The following is a 23,394-nucleotide window of genomic DNA, read 5'->3' as shown; positions in this document are numbered from 1 at the left end:
AGCAAGCAAAACCCTCATCAAGAAACGACGATACGCTACTCTGTGATGCCTATAACAATTATAAATGAAGAAGTTATTTTCTAAAACCGTTCACTTCGCGCTTGTAGTAGTTGCGCTTGCCTTGCAATCTTTTCTCCTACAGGCTGCAGCTGCACATCACTACAACTTAATAATAGCTCCGGCTACTTTAACCGACAACTCAGTTAGCCTATTATGGGATAAACAATACGGAAATAGTACTACTGTTTACGAGGTTTTAGTAAACGGCAAAATAAACGGCTCTACCAGCAAAACAAATTATACGGTAAGCAATTTATTGCCTGCATCATTATATAGCGTAACTATTAAAATAAAACAAGACAAAGGTCTGGCCTCCAACACAATTAAGTTTAAAACTGCCTCTAAAGGAAAAATCTATAACATACTGGACTATGGCGCTAAAAGTGACTCGGCTAATGCAAACACCAGAGCCATACAGGCAGCCATTAATGCATGCACTAAAGGCGGAACGGTGTATATACCCAAAGGCACCTTTGTTTCGGGCGCTCTCTTTTTGAAAAGTGATATGACATTGTTCATTGAAACAGGAGGCACGTTAAAAGGATCGGTGGCAGTTGAAGACTACCTGCCTATGATCCCCAACCGTTTTGAAGGCTGGGAGATGAAAACGTACGCCAGTTTGCTAAACGCAGGCACACTTAACCGCAACGGCACGTACAACGTTAAAAATTTGCGCATAACCGGCGGCGGGACCATCTCAGGCGGTGGGCGGCCCCTGGGCGAAGCTATGATCAAAGCAAGTGGTATGCGCAGCCGGGGCAGGCTTATTTGTTTAATGAACTGCCAAAATGTAAGCTTATCGGGATTAACCATAACAGAACCGCCCAGCTGGACCATACATTACATTTATAGTGATAACATAACTTGTGAGGGGTTAAATATTGTTACTTTTAAAATTCGAAACGGTGATGGTATAGATCCCGACTCTTCTACTGATTCTTACATATTTAACTGTACGTTTGATACGGGAGATGATTGTATCGCTATAAAATCGGGCAAAAATCCGGAAGGTTTTTGGGTTGGCAAGCCTACCAAAAATGTTCGCATCACAGACTGCGATTTTAAGCGAGGTCACGGCATTTCAATAGGCAGCGAAATGTCGGGCGGGGTAAGCGATGTGCTGGTACAGGATTGTAAGGCTGGTGCCCTACTACATGGCATGCAAATTAAAGGCACTAAAGAGCGGGGTGGCTATGTAAAAAATGTAACCGTTGCCGATTGCCAGCTTCTCCAGATTACTGTTTTTTCGGCTGTAAATTATAATAACGATGGCGAAGCTGCCCCTGAGCCACCTACTTTCGAAAACTTTGTTTTTAAAAATATCGACTTATTGGCCGCCTCGGCTAAAGAGCCGGCTATTAATATAAACGGATTTAAAGACCCTGCCCACCGCCTTAAAAATGTAACTTTTCTAAATATCAAAATGCCTGAGCGTGCAAAGGTTATTGTTAACGACGCTGAACAGGTTAGGTTTACCAACGTAAAATCGGCAATGGGTGCCAAGCCAGAATATACCGTAACAAGCAGTACCGGGATAAGTTATTGATGCAACTTGATGCCTTGTACAGCATCAGTATATAAGCTTGTGAGCTTTATTACTTTTATTTTTTTGTATCATTTGTTCCTGCTGACATAGGGTTGTCACTGGCTCATGGTTTCTTTGTATAAATCAAAACACACAACGTTATGGAAACCATGCAAATCACCGAAAGTAACACCGTAATTTCATCAACGCAATTGCTTGAACACTGGCAAGGCCACCGCAAGCTTACCCGTAAAATGATAGAGGCCTTCCCAGAGGACAAGCTGTTCAGTTACGCCATAGGCGGTATGCGGCCCTTTGCCGAACTGGTGATGGAAATGATTGACCTGGCAGGCGGTGGTATTGAGGGCGCGGCGACCGGCGAGTGGCCTCAAATGGAAAACTCTTCGCACATTACCCGTAACATTCCGGCGAGTAAGGAAGAAATTTTAAACCAGTGGGACAAGGTAACAGTACGTTTAAATTTGCTTTGGCCACATATTACACCAGCCCGTTTTCAGGAAATGGACAAAGCCTTTGGCCAATATGAGGGCACCATCTTTTCGACCTTATTATATTTTATCGATAACGAAGTTCATCACCGTGGGCAAGGCTATGTTTACCTGCGCTCGTTAGGCATTACGCCGCCTCCTTTTTGGGAGCGCTGGTAATGTTTCGTAATACATCATACCCAAACAAGCCCCGGTATTAAAGTGACGGGGCTTGTTTGTTTAAGCCAACTTTACCGGCCTACTCCGGATTACCAATCTCCACTTTGTAATACTTATTTCGGAGCCAAAACGCTATATTAACTAAGGCAATAAGGGCAGGTACTTCAACCAGCGGACCAATCACCCCGGCAAAAGCCTGGCCGGAGTTGATGCCAAACACGCCAATAGCAACGGCAATGGCCAGCTCAAAATTATTACCGGCCGCAGTAAAAGCTATAGCCGCATTTTGTGCGTAGTTTGCTCCAAGCACCTTACCTATATAAAAGCTTATCAGAAACATAATGGCAAAGTAAATTACCAATGGTATGGCAATGCGTACCACATCAAACGGTATTTGCACAATTAACTGCCCTTTGAGGCTAAACATTACCATAATGGTAAAAAGCAGCGCTATTAAAGTAACAGGCGAAACCAAGGGGATAAACTTGTTATTATACCACTCCTGCCCTTTAGCTTTAATAAACAGAAAACGGCTTATAACGCCTGCGGCAAAGGGTATACCTAGATAAATGCCTACGGACCCGGCTATCTCGCTCATGCTTACCTTCACTTCGGCACCATGCAAGCCCAATAAAGGTAGCAAAACTGAGATAAACAGGTAAGCATAAATGCTGTATAGCAACACCTGGAAGATGCTGTTAAGGGCTACCAATCCGGCCGCGTATTCGCGGCTGCCACCGGCCAGTTCGTTCCATACCATTACCATGGCTATGCAACGGGCAAACCCAATCATGATAAGGCCCACCATATATTCAGGCTTGTCGTGCAAAAAAACCACGGCAAGTATAAACATCAGTACCGGACCAATAACCCAGTTTAAAAACAAGGAAGCGCTCAGCACTTTGGTATTTTTAAACACCTGTCCTAAATTTTCCAGTTTCATTTTCGCAAACGGCGGGTACATCATTAGTATTAAACCTATGGCTAAGGGAATATTGGTTGTTCCGTTGGAGTAGGAATTAACAGTTGCGGCTACCGATGGCACAAAATATCCGATGGCTATGCCGATACCCATGGCCAAAAATATCCACAAGGTAAGGTAGCGGTCCAGAAAGCTTAAGCGCTTTCTTTCAGCAGCGGGGGCACAATTATTGGCAGGCATATTTTATATTTACTTACTGCACGCCTAAATGCTGTTTCACAAAACTGGCGGCATACTTTTTAATCATATCCCGCACCCGCCTAAACTCATTCATTATCTCCTCAGGCGTACCGGTTGCCTTGGCCGGATCAGGGAAGTTATAATGAAACCGCTGCGCATTGCCCGGAAAAAACGGACAAGCCTCATTTGCATTATCACAAACAGTAATCACATAATCAAACGGTATAGTTAAATACTCATCCACATGATTAGAGGTGTGGTGCGATATAGCTATACCATCCTCGGCCATTACCTGTATGGCTTTAGGGTTTACGCCATGCGTTTCAATGCCCGCGCTATAAACCTGGGCATTAATACCGGCAAAGTGCCTCAAATACCCTTCTGCCAGCTGGCTGCGGCAACTGTTGCCGGTGCACAGTACTAATATATTCTTCATAACGCCATAATTAACAGCAGCCCGAGCCAGGTTCGCAGCTTGGAGCTGCCGAAACGGCTAAGTTTTTCAACTGGATCTTAGGTTTCGCTTGGGCAACGGGCGTGCAGCATTCTTCGCCTTTATCATTAACGCCACAGCTTCCGCCCCTCTCTATAGCCTTGCATTGAACGGTGTCTGCCCGTAGGTCTACAATCAGGTTATCGCCATTTATTACCAGCTGTTTGGGCAGCATCTGGCGTGTATCAAACGCGGTGTTGCCAAATTCAATTTTTATTAAGCCGTTAGGGTTAAGGGGTAGTGCTTTTTCTACCAAATCAATTATAGATAAAGCTTTGCCCACGTTCATGGCGCGATCCTGCTGCTCATTAAGCGGCTCCCACAGCTGCACAATAATCTCTGTCCAGGCGTTCATCACACCGCCGCAATCAACCGATGTTATAGGCGCCTGTTTAATTTCGGTGATGTGATAGGCGGCATCAACCCACTTATCATCAGCATACTGAAACTGCAAGGTCAAATTTGGATTGGCTCTTAGCTTAGCTTTAAAATCTTGCCAGTTTATTGTTTCCATAAAAATCCATAAAATGTATTATTGCAATATTGCGATATATAAACTCAAATTTTTTTAGCAGCAGGATTTGGGTTCTGTATAAGCGTTAAAGAAACTATTGAGTTGGCTTTGCAACAACGCCCAGGCCTTAGGCTCAATGCAATAACACACACTCACTCCCTCAATGGTACCTTGTATGAGGCCTGCATTTTTGAGTTCCTTTAAGTGCTGCGAAATGGTGGCCTGCGCCAGACCCAACTCCTCAACCAAGTCACCGCATATACAAGCATTTGCCTTTATAATGTGTTCAAGTATGGCAATACGGGCAGGGTGCGCAATGGCTTTAAGCATTACCGCCAACCGGTTCTGCTCATCAGTAAAAATTTCTGTTTTAGTAATACCCATATTTTACATCGCAATATTACGATAATATTTTTTATTCTCAACATTTAAAAAATGCTTTGCCATTGACCCAATATCAGTATAAAGGCCTTCACTGGGCTACACCTTTATACTGATTTTAGGTTAAACATTAAACGCGAGGTCTGGTCCTTGACAGATTTCTTTCTGTGATCAACTGCCGGCTTATGAACACACCAGCCATAGTTCCTGATGCTACTGCACCAGATACAGACCGCATGGGGCTCATATTGTCGCCAGCTGCATAAATGCCTGCTACGCTGGTTTGCCGGGTTTCATCTACTTCTATGTAACCCTGTTTAGTTAATCGGCACCCGATGTTTTCCAAAACTGGGGTATGCTGTTCGAAAGGCAGCCTTACATACAATGCGCTAATAGGGATTTCGCTGCCATTGGCTAAAATAACGCTTTCTAATTTTCCGCTATCATGTTTTAAACGCTGAACGGTCGTCTCAACTATCTTAACCTGCAAGTCGGCAAGCATTTGTTGCTTATCTAATGATATTACAGATTCTCCATTGGTATACACGGTTAGGTTGTCGGTCCAGTTGCTAAGGAAAGCAGCATGATCCGCTGCTTCGTCACCATTGGCTAAAAGTCCGGTTGCAACACCTTTGTATTCATAACCGTGGCAATAAGGACAATGAATAGCTGATATGCCCCAGCATTCCGCCAGACCCGGTATATCTGGCATAATATCGCGTATACCGGTTGCAAACAACAGCTTTTTGGCATGTACGGCTTCCCCCCCTTCGGTCATAACGTCGAAACGTCCATCCGTGCCTGCTACCGAAATTACCTTATCCGCAAGCAGGTTTACGCCGGGATAAATGAGCGCCTGCTTTAGGGCTTTTTCTGCTATAACTGCCGGCTCCACACCATCCTGTGTAAGAAAGTTATGTGAGTGCGGCGTTTGCTGGTTACATGGGCGTCCACTGTCAATAATCAGTACGTTAAAAAGGGCCCGTCCTAAAGCTAAAGCCGCTGATAACCCGGCGTAGCTTCCGCCAATAATTACCACATCATAATTGTTATTATTCATATTTATCATTTTTTAAGTCTCACTTTTGAGACACGAGTATGCAAATTTTTTTATATCCCTACACCGCGACTAAAAGAAAACCAGGCAAACTTCTTGAGTTCGTCACTACCGGTTGCCTTCCATTCGTGTGTACTTATAGTGGCATTAATTACGCTTGTAAATAGTACAGACACCCATTCGGCTGTAAGTTTTTTGCTAATTACACCATCATCCTGTAGTTTGTTAATTAATGCGCCTACTTTGCCAAATGTGGCATCATATCGTGCACATTCTTTGTTGTGGTGCGCATGCTGATGATTGTGTAAGTGATGTAACTTATTAAAAAAGGCGTATTTCACGCCGCAATCAATTCCGGCATAAAGCATGTGTTCTAACTGCTTGGCCGGATCGGCCGAGCTATTTAAAGCGGCTGTTATGGCATCATTACATTGCTTTTGCATAGTATGCTGGCAGGCATGCAACAACTCATCGCGATTGGTGAAGTAACGGTGCAGGGTTCGGCGGGTTACTTGCGCATAATCGGCCACTTTCTCAAGCGGAGCTGAGAGGTCTTCGTTAAAAATAAAGATGGCCGCATCTACGATGTTTTGCTTTGTGGTAGGTAACATAACATTCAAATGTATCAATATTTCACAAAAGTGAGACATTGAAATTTATTTATTTAATCAGGCCATTTAAAATATTACATAGCTATGGTTTTACTGTGTAAGCTAAAGAGAGCAACAAAATCAATAATTCTTTCTAATTAATATTATAAACTCAAAAGAATTATTTGGCACATACTTTGAACATTTTCCATTTGAAAACTAATTATCTACACTATGAAAATTATAAGCAGAAAGTTCCATGCTGTAATGGATTACATGATGGGAATTTTATTAATTGCATCACCCTGGATATTTGGGTTTGGTGATGTTGATGGTGCAAAGTGGTCGGCTGTAATTATAGGTATAATGATGCTAATCATGTCGTTCATTACCGATTATGAAGGTGGCGGCAAAAAAGTACTTTCCATGAGCGCTCACTTAACCATGGATGTTATTGCCGGTGTTTTTTTAGCCGTTTCGCCATGGTTACTAGGTTTCAGTGATCAGGTTTACTTACCTCATTTAATTTTAGGTGTGCTGGAAATTGGTGCCGGTTTATTGACCGATACCACTTCCCAACATTCTCATAACCATTATATGGACCGTGGCATCAGCCCGGCGCATTAATAAAAAGGGGAGTTAACCTCTCCCCTTTTTTCTCTCTCCGGTGTTTCATATTCCCCGTAATACTTACATTAAAACTATACAGGCGCTGTTCTCCACTATACCTAGCCGTTTTTTGAGCAGTATTACATGTTCAGTTGATACGCCTTTTGCTGCAACCTATTATTCATACCCCGAATACCGTCTTGTTTTACAGAACGAGTCTGACTTTCACTATACAAACCCGGGATACCGGTCCCGAATCTCTTGTTAGTGACTACACCTGTTCACTTATGATCATCTACCGTGGCTTTATGTTACCGGTATAATTTACTTCTTATGTTGTTAAAATGCATTGCTATAGATAAAGAGCCGCTGGCTCTGCAAATCCTTAAGGAATACGTGTGTCGCTTTGCGTCGCTACAGATGGTTCAGGTATTTGATAATGCTATAACGGGTGCTAAATTCTTGGAAGGCAACCCGGTTGACCTGATTTTTATTGACGTTAATGTAACTGATACAAGCAGTATAAACTTTATTAAATCTCTGCAACACAAACCTGTAGTCATTTTTACTACTGCTCACCAAAATCCCGATCTTATAGGTTTCGACCTGGAAGCTTTCGACTACTTGCTAAAACCTATTGAGTTTAAACAGTTTGGTAAGGTGATTGAAGAAGCCCGCGCTTATCACGAATATAAAACTTCATTGAACAAAGCTAATGAAGAACAATGCGTTTATGTTTATTCGGAATACCGCATGATTAAGATAAACCTGCCCGATATTGAGTATATCGAAACCCAGCACGATTACATAAAGTTTCACCTGTTAAGCCATCCTAAACCCACACTTACTTTTACGTCGCTTAAAACAGTGCTGGAACAACTGCCCGAAACGCATTTTAAAAGAATACATCATAACTATATTGTTGCCGTTAACCATATAAGGTGTATACAAAACCGTAAAGTGAGATTAACAAACACCGAACTGCCATTAAGCGACATTTACAGTATAATTTTGCCGGAGTGGAGAAAGAATTCCTTGTAATTGAACGCTAACGGCTGATTCTTTATCACCGAGCATTTGAGCACTGTAAGGCTCCCCAATGCCGTATACACTTGTACATGTTTCAGCTAGGCCGTAAACGCCCCCTATATTGTCGTAATTGCACAGGCTAATTGTGACCCCGCAGTACTACTTTTGTTAAACACCAGTAAACAATCGCAAACTTAAATTAGCTATCATGCAAAAGATAACACCGTTTTTATGGTTCAATGACCGCGCACAAGAGGCCGTAGACTTTTATACTTCCATTTTTAAAGACCTGAAAATTACGAATACGCTCCGCAATGGCCACAACGGCCCCGGAGAGCAGGGCTCAATATTGACTGTAAGCTTTGAATTATTTGGTCAGGAGTTTACCATACTCAACGGCGGACCGGGCTTTGTTACGCCTACAATGGCGGTATCTTTTTTTGTGAAATGCGAAAGTCAGGAAGAAGTAGACCAGTACTGGGATAACCTGCTGGAAGGCGGTCAGGCTATGCAATGCGGCTGGCTAACCGATAAATTTGGCGTGACGTGGCAAATAGTACCTACCCTTTTAATGAAATTAATGGGCGATAAAGATGCCAACAAAGCGCAAAAAGTAATGCAGGCTATGATGAAGATGGTAAAGCTCGATATACCCACCTTGCAAAAAGCTTACGACGAAGCTTAGTGCAATAAATTTCTAAAAGCCTGATGCTTTGGCATTAGGCTTTTTATAGCTGTTTCATTTTCTTCACGTACAGCTCATCAACCAATATAAAAAGAATAGCCAGTAATGGTACGGCCATAATAATACCTAAGGCTCCCGATAGCGTGCCCATGATAATCTGGCTGATGATCGTAAGTGCAGGCGGCAGGTTGATCATCTTTTTTTGAATGAGTGGCGTTACCACATTGCTTACTATAGTCTGCGTTAAAATGTAAAGCAGGGTTACTACAATAGCCGTGTTACTGCTAATGGTAAAGGCCAGCAATACACCCGGTATCATAGCCGCCAATGAGCCAAAATTCGGAATAAAGCGTAACATACCTGCAATTAAAGCCAGCACCAGCGCTACCGGTATACCTATAAAACTTAGGCCTATAGTGAGTATGATAGTAACCAGTACAATGGACAACATCATGCCCTTGAGCCAGCCTTTAAGCGATAAGCTGATGCGGTTGATGATGTAACGGCCCATAAACTTATGGTCGGGCGGTATGAGCGCCATAATACCGTCCTTGTACAGCGACGGACTCGCCGTGAAGAATATACCCAGTAATAATATGATGTAAATGTTGGCCAGCACACCAAAGCTGGTGCTAAAAAACGATTGTGCGGTTGACAGCAGCTTTTGCGAGTTATTACCCGAAAAGTATTCCAGCACTTTGTTGCCAAAGGGAGCTTCGGCAATTTTTGCTTTAACATTGTTTACAGTGGCCGGCAATGTGGTGCTTAGCTGAGCTATTTGGTTTTGTATTTTGGTACCCATAAACCAAAGCAGTATAGCCAGCAATGCAAACGAACCGGCTACAGATATAATCATAGCCCACCGTCGGCTCAGGTGCGTATACCGTTCAATCAAATCGCCAAGGCCATGAAAGTAAACTGATATTAAGGTACCGCATAGAACCATTAGCAGCACATTGAACGCCACCCTGGCAATTAATATAACTACCACCAACGATGCAACTATAGCAACCGTATGCCAAACCTTTTGTATGTAGGTAAGCTCTCTAGGGGTTACATCTGGGGTTTTATCGTTTGGCAGCATCAGAAAATATTAAGCGTTGTGTTATACCAAAGTACACCAATTAGCTCTGAATGTTTTAGCGGGCTGCGCCTCTTTGTAAGCCGTACATAAGTAGCAGCCGCTTATATCAGTATTTTGTCACGAGTTATAACGCTTATTGACATATCGAGATTTTCCGATATATCTTTGCAGTATGGAACAGGTTGAAGTTTTTAAAGCGCTTTCCAATAAAACCCGGCTACAAATTTTGGGCTGGCTTAAAAATCCAGAACAGAACTTTCCCGACCAGGCCGTTTACGGATACGACCATGGGGTGTGCGTAAGTCAAATTCAAACCAAGGCGGGGTTAACACAATCTACCGTATCGGAGTATTTGGCTACACTGCAACGCGCCGGGCTTATCAAAGCTACCCGGGCCGGGCAGTGGACCTATTACCAGCGTAATGAGGAAGCCTTTACAGCCCTCAGCCAACTCCTGCAAACCGAAATTTAACATCAACTATTTTTAAATATGAATACCGACATTTTATTCAGGCCGTTTAGCCTTAAATCATTAAATATTCGCAACCGAATTGTAATGGCACCCATGACGCGTTCCTTTTCGCCGAACGGTGTGCCCACCGATACGGTAGCCGCCTACTATAGCAAAAGAGCCGAAGGTGAAGTGGGTCTGATCTTATCAGAAGGCACCGTAATTGACCGCCCCTCTTCATCAAATGATGCTAATGTTCCCCACTTTTATGGAGAACAGGCTTTAGCCGGCTGGCAGGAAGTGATTAACGGTGTACATGCGGCTGGCGGCGCCATGGGCCCACAAGTATGGCACATGGGCATTATGGACAATCATCAATCAGGCTGGGTGCCGCCTGTACCGTTCGAAGGTCCTTCGGGCTTAAACCGCCCTGGCTTTAACAATGGCAACACCATGACCGAAAGCGATATTGCCGATACGATTGCCGCCTTTGGCCGTGCAGCAGCTGATGCCAAACGACTGGGCTTTGATACCGTAGAACTGCATGGCGCTCATGGTTATCTTATTGATCAATTCTTTTGGGAAGCCACTAACCTGCGCACCGATAACTGGGGCGGTAAAACTTTACCAGAACGTAGCCGCTTTGCCCTTGAAGTAGTGAAAGAAGTACGTAAACAGGTTGGTGAAGATTTTGCCATCATTTTGCGCTTATCACAATGGAAACCTGCCGATTATACCAACAAGCTTGCAAAAACGCCGCAAGAACTGGAAGCTTGGCTAAACCCGCTGGCCGATGCCGGAGTTGACATTTTCCATTGCTCGCAACGCCGGTTCTGGGAAAACGAATTTGAGGGCTCTGACCTTAACTTTGCCGGCTGGGCTAAAAAAGTTACCGGTAAAGCAACTATTACTGTTGGTTCGGTTGGTTTAAACGGCGAGTTCCTGGCTGCATTTGCCGGCGAGAGCTCACAACCCAGCTCGCTTGATGAACTGCTGCGCCGCATGGACCGGGGAGATTTTGACCTGGTAGCCGTTGGCCGTCCGTTACTGTCAGACCCATCATGGGTTAAAAAAATACGCGAGCAACGCACCGATGAGTTAAAAGGATTCAGCAAAGAAGCCTTGGCCAAACTGGTGCTAGCCTAACTAAAAACACTTTAAACAACAAAGCCCTGCGTTTTTACACAGGGCTTTGTTGTTGTTATATTCTCCTGACTTAGAAGTCCGCTTGGAAAACACGGCAAACTAAGGTTTAGCCTGCTACGCTATCCTCGTCCGCTTCATCTTTTGGTTCCCAAAGCTCAATAACGTTTCCTTCAGGGTCGAGCACATGAACAAATTTGCCATAATCATACTCGGCAATCTCATCAACAATGGTTACGTTTTCCTTCTTTAATTCATCAACCAGCGCAACCAAATTCTCCACCCGGTAATTAATCATGAACGGCTTGGTTGACGGATTGAAGTATTGGGTATCCTTCGGAAATGCACACCAGGATGTCGATCCTTTTTTTGAGGGATCATTAGCCTGTCGCCAATCAAACGTTGTTCCGTACTCGCTGGTAGTCAGTCCGAGGTTTTTGGCGTACCATTCGTTCATGGCTTTCGGGTCATCTGCCTTAAAAAATACACCGCCAAGGCCAGTTACTTTTTTCATAATTAAAGGTATTGTACAATTTAAAAGTGATATAAAAATTGGTAAAACAGATCATGTATCATCGTTGCAATCAATACATAAAATATTGATCAACAACTTTGTTAACAACAACATGCAAAGCAATTTCATTTAATTTCTGAACATTACCAAATCTCTTTTCAATCTTCAGTTATTTAAAGCTGTCCAAACATTTAACGTAAGTTAACTGATGTCCCCTTTCGTCAAACTGCGTGGCGTCATTTATGTTATCAGATATAATATTGACAGCTACCGATGGTCTCATGGAACACGATAATCAATCTACAAATTATAAACAGAAATTTATTGACAGCGAACATAAGTTCGATACCATATTTGAATTAACCAGTGCAGCCAGTAAGATCATCAATTCAGATCTGATCATACTAAAGGTTAACAAGGCATTAACTGAACTTTTGGGTTTCAGCGCTGAGCAGATTGAAGGGACCCGTATATTGGACTACGCCTGCGAGGAGCATAAGCAACACTGGCACGACTTACAGGATGCATTATGGTCGAGGAAGCTGCCTTTTTTTAAGTTGGACGCCTGCCTGATACGTAGTGATAAATCACTGGCGTGGGTTAATGTAACTACTATTTTATTTGAAGACGAAGGCGAAACCTTTGGCTTTACGGTTTTGGATGACATCACTTACCGTAAAAATTTTGAAGAGAGCGAAAAGCAACTTAAGGCATCACTAAATAACGCCGAACAGATACAAACAAAGCTCAAGGAGAATGAACGCCGCCTTACCCGAATCCTGGAAACCATGGCCGAAGGCATAGGCATTATTGATACCGATGGCTGTATTACCTACGCTAACCCCATGGCACAAAAAATATTGGGCCTGGAGCAGGAAGCAATTCTAAAGCGTACTTTTTACGACAACAGCTGGCAAAATTTAAGAGTTGATGGTACAGTTTTGCCACCCGAAGAGCACCCGATGAACATTACTATGAAGACCGGCCAGCCAGTGTATGACAGGGAAATAGCCGTACAACCACCAGATGCCGAGCGCTTTTACATATCCATAAACGCGGCTCCGTTACACGACGATAAAGGAAATATTGTTGCCGGCATAGGTACATTTATGGATGTTACCCACCGGCGCAAATTAACCAGGCAAAAGGATGAGTTTATTAGCGTGGCCAGTCATGAACTGCGCACGCCCATAACCAGTTTAAAAGCATCGCTGCAACTGCTCAATAAAATGAAGAACAACCCGAGCGAAAAGATGCTGCCGAATCTGATAGACCAAGCAAATAGAAGCCTGGATAAAGTGAGCATTTTAATTACCGATCTGCTTAACGCCAGCCGGTTCAACGAAGGTCAGCTGCAATTGAACAAGATTTGGTTTACCATAGCCGATCTGATAAACGATTGCTGCTACCATGTGCGCGTAGCCGGAGAATATACGATTGTAACCGAGGGCGACTTCAATTTAAGTGTTTTTGCCGACGCTACCCGTATTGATCAGGTAATTATGAACCTGGTGAACAATTGCATGAAATATGCAGCCGAATCAAAAGAAATAAAAGTTTTGATTGTGAAGGTGGGTGAAGAAGCAAAAGTATCAGTAATTGATAAAGGGCCGGGTATACTGCCCGAAAAACGGACCCACCTTTTTGAGCGCTACTACCGTGCAGATGTAGGTAGTATTCAATACTCAGGCCTAGGTTTAGGGCTTTACATATGTGCAGAAATTATAAAAAAGCATGGCGGACACATAGGTGTGGAAAGTGAAGTTGGCCGAGGCAGTACCTTTTGGTTTACGCTACCCATACAGTCTTGATAAACCACCCTTAACTGTAACTATTAATTAATTTTTACAACAAATAAGTATATCGTGGTTTAATTAAGTATACCGCTTAATTAAACATAATGGATATAAGTACGCCCAATACAACTGTATTAAAAACCAAGCCTAACATATACGTTATGGCCTGGTTCATTGCGATGCTGTTCTACTTTGTAGAGTATGCCGTGAGGTCGTCACCTTCAGTAATGATACCAGAACTGTCAGGCCTTTTTGGCCTTTCGGCGGTTGGAGTAAGTGTTGTTGCAGGTACGTATTATTACACTTATTCGGTTACCAGTTTAATAGCAGGCATTGCGCTGGATAAGACCGGTGCCCGATACGCGGTCTCGGTAGGCATATTCATACTGGGTTTGGGTTGCTTGCTATTTGCTTTATCGCATCTTTACACCAGCTACACAGGGCGTTTATTACAGGGTGCCGGCTCGGCGTTTGCCTTCCCGGGTTGCGTTTACCTCGCCTCTAAAGGATTTTCAAAGCGGTCGCTGGCAACAGCTATAGGGTTTACGCAATGCCTGGGTATGCTGGGCGGCACTGCAGGCCAGTTTATTGTAGGCCCGCTCATACACCGGGGCGTATCGGTTTCTGCTTTCTGGATTGGCACAGGCATACTGTCAATGGTGCTATGTGCTATACTTTTTTGGATAACGCCTGCCGAAAGGCCGCTATCTAACACTCGTGAAACCAACTTACTGCAGCCATATAAAACAGTTTTCGGCAACTTACAGTCTTATCTGTGCGGATTGGTTTCCGGCTTACTGTTTGCCCCCACCACCGTGTTCATTATGGTGTGGGGCGTAGTATTTTTTCAGCAAGACCGCGGTTTGAGTTATCAGCAGGCTACTTTGGTTAGCTCTATGGTACCGTTAGGTTGGGTATTGGGTTGCCCGCTGCTCGGCTGGTTGGCAGATTTTGCCGGCCGGCGTAAACCGGTAATTATCGGTGGTGGCCTGCTTATGATAGTCAGTATTTTGCAATTACTTTTTTTGCCGCATTTAATGCCAGCTTACATCAGTATGTTCGTAATGGGTACAGGATCGGGCGCAGCTATGATACCCTATACCATCATCAAAGAAGTAAACCCCGATGAAGTAAAAGGCAGCGCTACAGGAGCTATCAACTTTATTACGTTTGGCGTAACCGCGTTGTTGGGGCCATTATTTAACCGATTGTTCGGTAAAACCCTGTCTACTACCACCAACCATGCACAGCATTTTACGTCAACCGGTTTGTTCCTGATAGCTGGTATTGCGGTGGCTATCATCATCAGCTTGTTTTTAAGAGAAACCGGCCAAAGGCAGGAAGTTGCCGTCGGGAATGATTAGGCTTTTATACACCAAAACCCAACGCTAAGCATCGGGTATTGGAGCGGAGGAGGTTAAGATTTCCCCTCGCGGTACAGTATCATTCCGGCGTGGTATAAAATGCCGTCCCTAAAATCGCCGTCGGCTGTAAAACCGGTGTCGTCAACATAGTCGATGTGGTTGCCGGTTATAGTATAGTTACCTTGGTAGGCACTTTGGCGATTGCCTCGTGCTTCGTCATACCGTCCGCCGGGCAATAAGTGATGGCGTATATAGCCGTCGCGGGTTACCCACATACCGGTATAGTCGGTGTCGGTTTTCATGATTTTTTTATTTGCTGTCTGTGATATATTGCTTCTGTAAGCAAAATGCGTTATTACTTACAGCTTAGCTTTTTTATTCTGGCGTGGTAAACGATATAATAACTAAGCGTTGTAGCCAATGCTAAGCGCAATATGTTAAACAGGATATAACTTATTTCTGAATGCATCATATAAAGTTTAGAGTTAAAAACAGTCCAGTTGTTACATGCCGCAAACCTGCGGTAACTTTTGGCTTAAGCAGTAAAATCTGTAGAGGTACCCAGGGCTTTCCAGCTTTCCAAGTCAGTTTTTACAGCATCCATTTTGGCATAAGCGCCGTTATAAGCATCCTGACCCAGGAATAAATGCATTGGCGGGTTTTGTGCTTCGGCCACTTCAATCATTACATCAGCTGCTTTCTCAGGGTCGCCTGCCTGGTTACCAGCCATCTGCTCGTTGTGAAATTCTTGCGATTGGCGAACAGCCTTATAATCGGCGATCTCATTTTTAGGCATTCCTATCGATCCGGCGCTCAGGAAATCGGTACGGAAATAACCTGGTGATACTACTGTAGCCGTAATGCCAAAATCTTTTACCTCGGCAGCTAATGATTCGGTAAAGCCATGCACGGCAAACTTAGTAGCGCAGTAAATACCAAAGCCCGGATAATTGCCTGTAAAACCACCTATAGATGCGATGTTGTAAATGTGACCGGACTTTTGTACACGTAAATGCGGCATAACCTGGCGTATTACATTAAGCGAGCCAAACACATTCACATCAAAGTTTTCGCGCGCTTCGGCGTCGCTCAATTCCTCTAAACTACCTAGTAGCCCGTAGCCTGCATTATTTACCACTACATCTATACGCCCAAATTGATTAATAGCCTGGCCAATGGCTTCGCCCACACTTTCTTCTGATTTTAGATTTACGGCCAATGGCAAAAAGCTATCGGCAGCAGCACCGCCAACGGCGGTACTTAGGTCGTTTACGTTACGTGAGGTTGCGGCCACCCGGTAGCCTTTTGCCAATAGCTTTTTTACTAAAGTTAAACCTAAGCCTTTAGAGGCACCGGTTACAAACCATACTTTTTGTTGAGTTTCCATAATATATTATTTAGATGATTGACAGGATGATGAATTAGCCATGATAGGCCATTGATTTAGTTAGTTCTTCGTTGAGCCTAAACTCATTTTCGAGATAATCGAGTTTGCGCATTGCCCTTTCGTAAGCATCGCTGCCCAAAAGCAGGTATAGTGGCGGGTTCTCTTCATATGCCAGCTGAATCATGGCAGCTGCAGCTTTCTCCGGATCGCCGGCCTGACCGCCATCCATTTGCAGGTAACGGGCATGTGTATCTCTTACCTCGCGGTATTCTTCAATCGGGTTCTTAGTCATTACAATAGATTCGGGATTTAAAAAGCTGGTACGGAATGCTCCGGGCGCAACCACCGTTACTTTGATACCAAATGAACGAACATCCTCGGCCAGTACTTCAGAAAGGCCAATAACCGAAAACTTGGTAGCGGCATAAATAGCCCAGCCGGTGGCTGGCGCAATACCTGCTATTGATGACAGGTTAATGATATGGCCTGATTGCTGCGCACGCAGGTAAGGCATGGCCTTACGAATAACATTGAGCGTACCAAACACGTTAACATCAAAACTGGAGCGGGTCTCCTCATCGGTAAGCTCCTCAATGCTGCCACCTATGCCGTAGCCGGCATTATTAACGATGACATCGATACGGCCAAAAATTTCGTTAGTAGCCTCCAACGCCTCGCTTACGCTCAACTCATTACTCAGGTTAACCTCCAAAGGGAGGAATTTACCCGAGCTGGAACCTACTGCTGCTTTAAGGTGATCAATATTTCTGGAAGTGGCCGCCACCAGCTGACCGTCACTTAACAATTGCTTCACCAGGCTCAGCCCAAAGCCTTTGGACGCGCCTGTTATAAACCATACTTTAATTGTTTTCATAAGTGTTATATCTTATTTGATAATACAAAAGTACGGTGCCATGAGGGGGTACCGTTTGCATAATTCAATTCATTAATTGCAAAATTCAAACAATCCGCATCCCGAATTGCAAAATTCAACCCATTAACGGCAAGAAGTCATCGAAATAAAGGGATTGTATGCAAGGCGCTTCTATCACTTATGCACTAAAAAAGGACTTGTTGGATATATAGTCAGAAATACAATGAGTTTGCCAATTGCGCTTCACAAACTAAGCCAACCACTTATTATATTAGGCTTAAAGAAGGGGTCTTCACGGGGTATTTAGCGCTATTACTCATTGTGCACCAAGACGTACCGGCCCTTGGCCTGGCCATTAAGCACTTCATCCAGCTTAGCAGCAAGTTGGTTCAAGCTGATGTTCTCCACCATGCTGTTAAGGTTTTGGGGCTTCCAGTCGGTAGCCAGGAGTTGCCACACGTGCTTACGTAAATCCAGAGGTGCCAGAACCGAGTCGATACCCGCCAGACTTACACCCCTTAGTATAAACGGAAATATACTGGTATCCACATTGGCTGATGATACCATGCCACAGCAGGTTACTGTACCGCCATACTGTGTTGCCTTCAGCATGCCCGATAGTATAGGGCCGGCCACGGTGTCAACTCCGCCTGCAAAAGCCGGGCTTGCCATAGCTTTACTGTTGTATTGTTCAGCAAACTCATCACGACCTATAACGCGTTTAGCACCAAGCACATTATGCAGGTACTCATCCTCGCGCTTACCCGAAACAACCGCTACATTATACCCTAATTTGGATAAGATGGCTGTAGCTATGCTACCTACGCCACCTGTGGCTCCGCTTACTACCACCTCGCCTTTGTTGGGTGTTATGCCTTTGCTAACTAGCTCATAAACAGACAAGCCGGCTGTTAAGCCGGCCGTACCAAATGCCATTGCTTGTTGCGCAGTTAAGCCCTGCGGTAAGCGCAGCACCCAACTGGCAGGAACACTGATATATTCACCAAACCCGCCCCAGGTATTCATGCCGAGGTCAAAGCCTGTTATCAGCACTTCGTCGCCCACGGCAAATAAACTTGACTTTGAACGGATTACTACACCGGCTGCATCAACCCCGGGCACATGCGGAAACTTACGGGTTACACCTTTATTGCCCGATGCAGAGAGCGCATCCTTATAGTTGATACACGAGTGGCTCACTTTAATAAACAATTCATTATCAAGCAACTGGTGTAACTGTACTTTCTGAACTTCTTTTACAAAGCGACCGTCTTTCTCACTTACCAGGAGCGCATTAAATGATGTTTCCATTACAGGCAATGTTAGGCCTGCAATTAACGAAATGATTGTATTATTTAATAACTAAATACAAACTGTTTAGGCCGTTAGCCTAAACCTGGACGGCGTAAGTTGGGTTTGTTTTTTAAAGAAGTTATTAAAATGGGCAGGCTCCTCAAAACCAAGGCAGTAACCAATTTCAGACACGTTCCAGTCGGTATGGCGAAGCAGTGATCGTGCTTCAGAAACTAAACGTTCTGCTATTAAATCGGTAGTGGTTTTGCCAGTGGTTTCTTTAATAGCCCGGTTAAGGTGATTAACATGCACAGCCAGCTGCGAGGCAAAATCTTTAGCCGAACGCATGGTAAACCTTTGTGAAGGCGTTTCTATAGGAAACTGCCTCTCCAGCAACTCGGTAAATACCGCCGTAATACGCGATTTGGCATCCGGGTGCTGAAAAAGATTTTCTGAAGGTTGCGTTTTTAAGGCAAAGTGTGTTATCTCGGTAACATAATTACGCAGCAGATCATACTTAAATGCATAGTCGGACGCTATTTCGTCCAGCATGCGATTAAAGATCTGGCTTACCTGCTCGTCCTGCTGCTCGGTTAAAATATACGCAGGCTTACCACCCGGAGCATACATGGGCAAATCATTGAGTCCGCCCCGTATCTTATCGGTAAAAAACGATTTAGAAAAAATGCAAAAGTATCCTGACCTGATCTCAGAAAGCGTTTCGACAGTGTAAGGCACTTGCGGATTGAAAAATATTAACGTTGAACCATCAACATCGATGCTTTTGTCGGCATAGTGATACCGGTTTCTGCCCCGTGCAAGCGCAATTTTGTAATAATCGCGCCGGCTGTAAGTTATGGGTTTAGCGCCGGGCTTAAAGCAATCCTCGCTCCTGAACACGTTGAAATGGCCTATATCATTCTGAATATTCAACGGTAAGTAGTCGAATTTATGCTGATAAAAGTCTTCCAGTGTTTCTACTTTGCTCATAGCCTTTAATTTTGTTATTCAAAATTAGCCTATTCATTTCAACTAACATTGCAAAATTCAAACCATTGGTTGCAAAATTCAAACATACTACTGGCGCGTTGATTTTTTAAGGAAATATTTTTTCATTAAAATTTAAAAGCCGTTATATTCTTTATATTTTTCGACACTAAACATACCGTCATAATTTTTCATACATGCCGCAACTGAAAGCCGATACCCCAAATTTTTGCATTATACTGCTTATTGCACTGGTCAATTTTACCAGCTCATGTACACAGCCCAGCCAGCATACCGGCGCCAACATTAGCCAGGAGCTACGCCAGGCCGATAGCCTGATGGCAGCTCAAAAACGACACGAAAGTATAAACCTGCTCATCAGGATACGAAAAAAAATCACGCCTACCGATCCTTCTATAAGTGATTATTACAGCTTATTATCGGAGTGCGAAACAGCCCTTTTACTTAAGAATAGATATGCTGATAGCGCGCTTGCCTTTTTCAGTTCAGAGGTACGGAAACAGCAATATCCTAAAAAGTATTACAAAGCCTTATTGGCTAAAGGCGAATCGAGTATTTTCCTTAAACAATATGATGCAGGACTTAGATACTATTATACCGCCAGGCACATCGCTGCCGTAGGCGATTGTGAAAATGGTTACTTATCTACTAAAATAGCTAATATTTATTATAAGCAAGAAAGCTATAAGCTCGCAGCGCGCTACTGGGCTGAAAGCGCCCAGCTACTGAAAAAATGCGATGACAAAGTTTCATTGCAAAGGGCGTTTTACACGCAACAAAGTGCATTGAATGGCTCGGCTATATCTTATGAAAAAGCTGGGTATCCGGATAGCGCTTTAATATATTATCAAAAGGATTTGGCACTGATTAATGATGCAGAACGCCGCCATATTGATGTAAATGCCGCCCGAGTAGTAGTATATGATAACCTGGGCGGCTTAAATTTAAAACAAGGCAATTTAAAAGAAGCTGCCCGATACTTGAATGCCTGCATTGCCACCCCCTTAAAAGAAACCGATGGTATAAAAATACCACCTTATGTAAAACTTGCCAAGCTTTATACGCAAACAGGCGAGTATAAAAAAGCCTCGGCGGCTTTTGAGCAAGCCCGCCTAAGGTTTAATGTATACGGTAAACAAAACCCCGATGGTGTAATTATATGGCACAAACTATACGCTGAGTATCTTTATAAACAGGGCAAACTGGCTCAGGCTTATGCTTATCAAAGTAAATTCATCCGGTTAAAGGATTTGCTGGATACCAGTTCGTCAGGTTTATTAAGACTCGATGTAAGCCGCGAACTTCACTCGTTGTACCAGCAACAGGCCATGCGCAATCTGTCGCATAAAGATAGAGTGAGAAAGCTTTTTCTTATTGGCACAACAGTTATTGTTGTGCTATCCCTTATTATCATTTTCCTTATTTATCGCAACCTTAAGCGCCGGGAAAAGGCTCATCGCGAAACAGAAGAACACAACCGGCAACTGGAGCAAGCACTGGCCGAGTTGGAGCGGGTGAACAAAAACTACATTCGTATCATGCGGGTTATGGCTCATGATCTGCGCAATCCGCTTTCGGGGATGACTGGCCTTGCCGCTATGCTATTGGGCGAAGATGAGTTCTCTGAAGAGAACCGCCACATGCTGGGCTTAATTGAGAGCACGGGGATGCATACCATGGAAATGATTAACGAATTGCTGAAGACGGGACTGGCAGATGAAAACGAAAAAATCATTGTTCAATTACTTGATGTAAGGTCGTTACTATTCGATTCTGTTGAACTATTACAGTTCAAGGCCTTGGAAAAACAGCAACGCATCGTTTTTGAAAGCGATGAAACTCCAATTATGGCCAACGTTAACCACGAAAAGCTTTGGCGTGTTTTTAATAACCTCATTGTAAATGCAATTAAATTTAGTCACGAAGGAAGCAGCATTAAGGTTGGCATAAACCATAAACATAAAGACATACTGGTATATTTTGCCGACAATGGCATTGGCATAGCCGAAAAAGACAAGGATAGCATATTTGAAATGTTTACCCCTGCCAAAAGAGTGGGTACCAGCGGCGAGCAACCCTTTGGACTGGGTCTCTCTATTTCAAAACGCATTATAGAAAAGCATGGCGGCAAGATTTGGTTTGAGAGCACACCGGGTAATGGCACTACCTTTTTCATCTCGCTGCCGCCAGCAAAATAAGCCCGTGTTAAAAACTTAAAACACAATGCCAAATTGAAAACTGGCTGTGAGTGATGTTGGCCGCTCGTTACCAAAACGTACCGGTAGCGGTACGGCTGCAAAGTAGTTAATGCCTTTGCCGTGGATAATCACCTTATTTAATACCGGTGTAAAGCCAAACCTGCCGGATGTTTCGAAAGCGGCGCGCCCGGCAAAGGTATAGCCTTTACCTAAAGCAACTAACACGCCTGGGTGGAACAAAAAATTGTTCATACGGCTAATGTTGTTTTCAGTCCTCACAAAGGGAACCATTTCTACCGAGAAGCCAACTTTTGCACTCTTCCAGACATTAATGCCGGTGGGCACGCCAATGGTATAACTGCTACCAAAATTTGCATGCGTTCCGCCCCTGTCAAACGTAATTATTGGGTGCAGTATACCAACATAGCCAGCCATTTTAGGATATGTATTTTGAGCCAACAGATGGGTAGAAGTAAAAAGTAATAGTACAGGCAGTGTGAAGAAGACACACAAAGGCCGGGCTTTTTTGAAATTGAAATTGGTAATAGACATTGCATTTTATTTTCTGCAATGCTATTAATCACGATGGCCGGTATATAGAACGGTTTTTACTTTTGGAATCGTTTTTACTTTTTCAATAAAGATTTTCTGTATAACAAGGGACTTTGGCCGGTCTGTTTTTTAAATATGCGTGTAAAATGGCTTTGGTCAGAAAAACCGGTGAGATAGGCTACATCAGACAGCGAATGAGTGGTGGTTTCCAAAAGCTTGATAGCTTTATCAATACGCATTTTGCGCACATACTCTCCAAACGACAAGTTATCAAAGTATTTGGAAAACTCCCGCGACAGGTAAGCCGGATGCACGTTTAATTCCCCAGATAAATCTTTCAAACTTAAACTCAAATTAATATCCAGCTGATCCTGTATAATTTCCCTTAGCTCTTTTGCCCATGCCGGTACCTTGCTTTTACCCTTGTCATCCTGCAGAAACTTATGGTAAACATCCAGCAGCACTTGGTCTACGGGGTTTTGCGTGTGCTTAACTTGTTGTAGGTGTTTTGCCCAACTGTACAGCGCATCATAAATTACCATACCAGCCTTTAGCAGTTCCTGATCTTCCTTTATATTAAAAGCCAGCCCGGCCGATATAGCCCACAAGCCAGAAGCCTGCGCAGCCAGGTGATGCCCATCCGTATCTGCGCCTCTTATAATGACGGCCATAGTTTCCAGAGCCGGATCTTTCAATCCATATTTTTTCAATACCGCATCAAATGTGCACATGTCATTGTGGTGGGAAAGCTCTACATCCGGAACATCAAAGGGTATGGCATCCAGTTCACGGGCGCTTTTAAGTACGTCGCGGGCAGGCACATAGATGATCTGCGCTTCAGTGTCAATAAACCGCATAATTAACCAGGGCGTGGCAATACGGTCAATCTTAGGACGCTCCCTGGTAATCCACTTCATTTTTTATTATCAAATATGCTTGGTGAGTAAAATTCAAATA

The 23,394-nt window shown here is 43.7% G+C and carries 25 protein-coding genes; 10 read left to right on the top strand and 15 right to left on the bottom strand.

What is annotated here, in order from left to right:
* The first annotated feature begins 64 nt into the window (after positions 1 to 64).
* Both ABDD94_RS08115 and ABDD94_RS08110 read left to right on the top strand, forming a co-directional pair.
* A complete protein-coding gene (locus ABDD94_RS08115; protein ID WP_345955431.1) occupies positions 65 to 1,606 on the top strand; it encodes a glycoside hydrolase family 28 protein in 1,542 nt (513 codons plus the stop codon).
* A 140-nt stretch (positions 1,607 to 1,746) separates the two neighbouring features.
* Entirely contained in the window at positions 1,747 to 2,253 is a 507-nt protein-coding gene (locus ABDD94_RS08110; RefSeq protein WP_345955430.1) for a DinB family protein, read from the top strand.
* A 79-nt stretch (positions 2,254 to 2,332) separates the two neighbouring features.
* Here the strand turns inward: ABDD94_RS08110 and arsB are convergent, their stop codons facing one another.
* From arsB to ABDD94_RS08080, 6 genes are all read right to left on the bottom strand, one after another.
* The gene (arsB, locus tag ABDD94_RS08105) at positions 2,333 to 3,415 is read right to left on the bottom strand and encodes an ACR3 family arsenite efflux transporter (RefSeq protein WP_345955429.1); all 1,083 of its coding nucleotides are present in this window, start codon (positions 3,413 to 3,415) and stop codon (positions 2,333 to 2,335) included.
* A 13-nt stretch (positions 3,416 to 3,428) separates the two neighbouring features.
* Positions 3,429 to 3,851 (bottom strand): arsenate reductase ArsC, encoded by a 423-nt coding sequence (locus tag ABDD94_RS08100; RefSeq protein ID WP_345948142.1) that lies wholly within the window; start codon positions 3,849 to 3,851, stop codon positions 3,429 to 3,431.
* A gap of 10 nt (positions 3,852 to 3,861) precedes the next feature.
* Positions 3,862 to 4,422, bottom strand: a complete 561-nt coding sequence (locus ABDD94_RS08095) for a DUF6428 family protein (protein ID WP_345955428.1) — start codon at positions 4,420 to 4,422, stop codon at positions 3,862 to 3,864.
* A 54-nt stretch (positions 4,423 to 4,476) separates the two neighbouring features.
* A complete protein-coding gene (locus ABDD94_RS08090) occupies positions 4,477 to 4,806 on the bottom strand; it encodes a metalloregulator ArsR/SmtB family transcription factor (RefSeq protein ID WP_345948144.1) in 330 nt (109 codons plus the stop codon).
* Positions 4,807 to 4,933: 127 nt separating this feature from the next.
* A complete protein-coding gene (locus ABDD94_RS08085; protein WP_345955427.1) occupies positions 4,934 to 5,863 on the bottom strand; it encodes an NAD(P)/FAD-dependent oxidoreductase in 930 nt (309 codons plus the stop codon).
* A gap of 50 nt (positions 5,864 to 5,913) precedes the next feature.
* Positions 5,914 to 6,471, bottom strand: a complete 558-nt coding sequence (locus tag ABDD94_RS08080) for a helix-turn-helix domain-containing protein (protein ID WP_345955426.1) — start codon at positions 6,469 to 6,471, stop codon at positions 5,914 to 5,916.
* A gap of 213 nt (positions 6,472 to 6,684) precedes the next feature.
* Between ABDD94_RS08080 and ABDD94_RS08075 the strand changes: the two genes are divergently transcribed.
* From ABDD94_RS08075 to ABDD94_RS08065, 3 genes are all read left to right on the top strand, one after another.
* A complete protein-coding gene (locus tag ABDD94_RS08075) occupies positions 6,685 to 7,077 on the top strand; it encodes an SPW repeat protein (protein WP_345955425.1) in 393 nt (130 codons plus the stop codon).
* A 315-nt stretch (positions 7,078 to 7,392) separates the two neighbouring features.
* Positions 7,393 to 8,100: a LytTR family DNA-binding domain-containing protein gene (locus ABDD94_RS08070; RefSeq protein ID WP_345955424.1), complete on the top strand. Its 708-nt coding sequence runs from the start codon at positions 7,393 to 7,395 to the stop codon at positions 8,098 to 8,100.
* 196 nt (positions 8,101 to 8,296) lie between these two features.
* Positions 8,297 to 8,773, top strand: coding sequence for a VOC family protein (locus tag ABDD94_RS08065; RefSeq protein ID WP_345955423.1), 477 nt, complete (start codon positions 8,297 to 8,299; stop codon positions 8,771 to 8,773).
* A gap of 43 nt (positions 8,774 to 8,816) precedes the next feature.
* Here the strand turns inward: ABDD94_RS08065 and ABDD94_RS08060 are convergent, their stop codons facing one another.
* Positions 8,817 to 9,857 (bottom strand): AI-2E family transporter, encoded by a 1,041-nt coding sequence (locus tag ABDD94_RS08060; RefSeq protein WP_345955422.1) that lies wholly within the window; start codon positions 9,855 to 9,857, stop codon positions 8,817 to 8,819.
* 172 nt (positions 9,858 to 10,029) lie between these two features.
* On the opposite strand from ABDD94_RS08060, the gene ABDD94_RS08055 reads away from it, so the two are divergent.
* Positions 10,030 to 10,329, top strand: a complete 300-nt coding sequence (locus ABDD94_RS08055; RefSeq protein WP_345948151.1) for a metalloregulator ArsR/SmtB family transcription factor — start codon at positions 10,030 to 10,032, stop codon at positions 10,327 to 10,329.
* A gap of 18 nt (positions 10,330 to 10,347) precedes the next feature.
* Complete coding sequence (locus ABDD94_RS08050) at positions 10,348 to 11,454, top strand: NADH:flavin oxidoreductase (RefSeq protein ID WP_345955421.1); 1,107 nt, start codon at positions 10,348 to 10,350, stop codon at positions 11,452 to 11,454.
* Positions 11,455 to 11,560: 106 nt separating this feature from the next.
* On the opposite strand, the gene ABDD94_RS08045 is transcribed toward ABDD94_RS08050, so the two are convergent.
* Entirely contained in the window at positions 11,561 to 11,965 is a 405-nt protein-coding gene (locus ABDD94_RS08045; protein WP_345955420.1) for a VOC family protein, read from the bottom strand.
* 281 nt (positions 11,966 to 12,246) lie between these two features.
* On the opposite strand from ABDD94_RS08045, the gene ABDD94_RS08040 reads away from it, so the two are divergent.
* Positions 12,247 to 13,776 carry a PAS domain S-box protein gene (locus tag ABDD94_RS08040; RefSeq protein ID WP_345955419.1) on the top strand — a complete coding sequence of 510 codons (1,530 nt, stop codon included), beginning with the start codon at positions 12,247 to 12,249 and terminating at the stop codon, positions 13,774 to 13,776.
* 89 nt (positions 13,777 to 13,865) lie between these two features.
* Entirely contained in the window at positions 13,866 to 15,125 is a 1,260-nt protein-coding gene (locus ABDD94_RS08035; RefSeq protein WP_345955418.1) for an MFS transporter, read from the top strand.
* A gap of 53 nt (positions 15,126 to 15,178) precedes the next feature.
* Here the strand turns inward: ABDD94_RS08035 and ABDD94_RS08030 are convergent, their stop codons facing one another.
* The 5 genes from ABDD94_RS08030 to ABDD94_RS08010 form a co-directional block, all read right to left on the bottom strand.
* Positions 15,179 to 15,427: an Atu4866 domain-containing protein gene (locus tag ABDD94_RS08030; RefSeq protein WP_345955417.1), complete on the bottom strand. Its 249-nt coding sequence runs from the start codon at positions 15,425 to 15,427 to the stop codon at positions 15,179 to 15,181.
* A 233-nt stretch (positions 15,428 to 15,660) separates the two neighbouring features.
* Positions 15,661 to 16,512 carry an oxidoreductase gene (locus ABDD94_RS08025; RefSeq protein WP_345955416.1) on the bottom strand — a complete coding sequence of 284 codons (852 nt, stop codon included), beginning with the start codon at positions 16,510 to 16,512 and terminating at the stop codon, positions 15,661 to 15,663.
* A 34-nt stretch (positions 16,513 to 16,546) separates the two neighbouring features.
* The gene (locus ABDD94_RS08020) at positions 16,547 to 17,386 is read right to left on the bottom strand and encodes an SDR family oxidoreductase (protein WP_345955415.1); all 840 of its coding nucleotides are present in this window, start codon (positions 17,384 to 17,386) and stop codon (positions 16,547 to 16,549) included.
* Between the two features lie 312 nt (positions 17,387 to 17,698).
* Complete coding sequence (locus ABDD94_RS08015) at positions 17,699 to 18,697, bottom strand: YhdH/YhfP family quinone oxidoreductase (RefSeq protein WP_345955414.1); 999 nt, start codon at positions 18,695 to 18,697, stop codon at positions 17,699 to 17,701.
* A 66-nt stretch (positions 18,698 to 18,763) separates the two neighbouring features.
* Positions 18,764 to 19,669 carry a helix-turn-helix transcriptional regulator gene (locus ABDD94_RS08010; RefSeq protein ID WP_345948160.1) on the bottom strand — a complete coding sequence of 302 codons (906 nt, stop codon included), beginning with the start codon at positions 19,667 to 19,669 and terminating at the stop codon, positions 18,764 to 18,766.
* Between the two features lie 194 nt (positions 19,670 to 19,863).
* Here ABDD94_RS08010 and ABDD94_RS08005 point away from each other — a divergent pair, with 194 nt between their 5' ends.
* The gene (locus tag ABDD94_RS08005) at positions 19,864 to 21,885 is read left to right on the top strand and encodes an ATP-binding protein (protein ID WP_345955413.1); all 2,022 of its coding nucleotides are present in this window, start codon (positions 19,864 to 19,866) and stop codon (positions 21,883 to 21,885) included.
* Between the two features lie 15 nt (positions 21,886 to 21,900).
* On the opposite strand, the gene ABDD94_RS08000 is transcribed toward ABDD94_RS08005, so the two are convergent.
* Together ABDD94_RS08000 and ABDD94_RS07995 are read right to left on the bottom strand one after the other, a co-directional pair.
* On the bottom strand, positions 21,901 to 22,320 hold the full coding sequence (locus ABDD94_RS08000; RefSeq protein WP_345955412.1) for a hypothetical protein: 420 nt from the start codon (positions 22,318 to 22,320) through the stop codon (positions 21,901 to 21,903).
* 191 nt (positions 22,321 to 22,511) lie between these two features.
* Positions 22,512 to 23,354, bottom strand: coding sequence for a chromate resistance protein ChrB domain-containing protein (locus ABDD94_RS07995; protein WP_345955411.1), 843 nt, complete (start codon positions 23,352 to 23,354; stop codon positions 22,512 to 22,514).
* Positions 23,355 to 23,394 lie beyond the last annotated feature (40 nt).

Source organism: Mucilaginibacter sp. PAMB04168 (assembly GCF_039634365.2).
Taxonomy (GTDB): Bacteria; Bacteroidota; Bacteroidia; order Sphingobacteriales; family Sphingobacteriaceae; genus Mucilaginibacter.
This window is presented reverse-complemented; position numbering and strand designations above follow the sequence as displayed.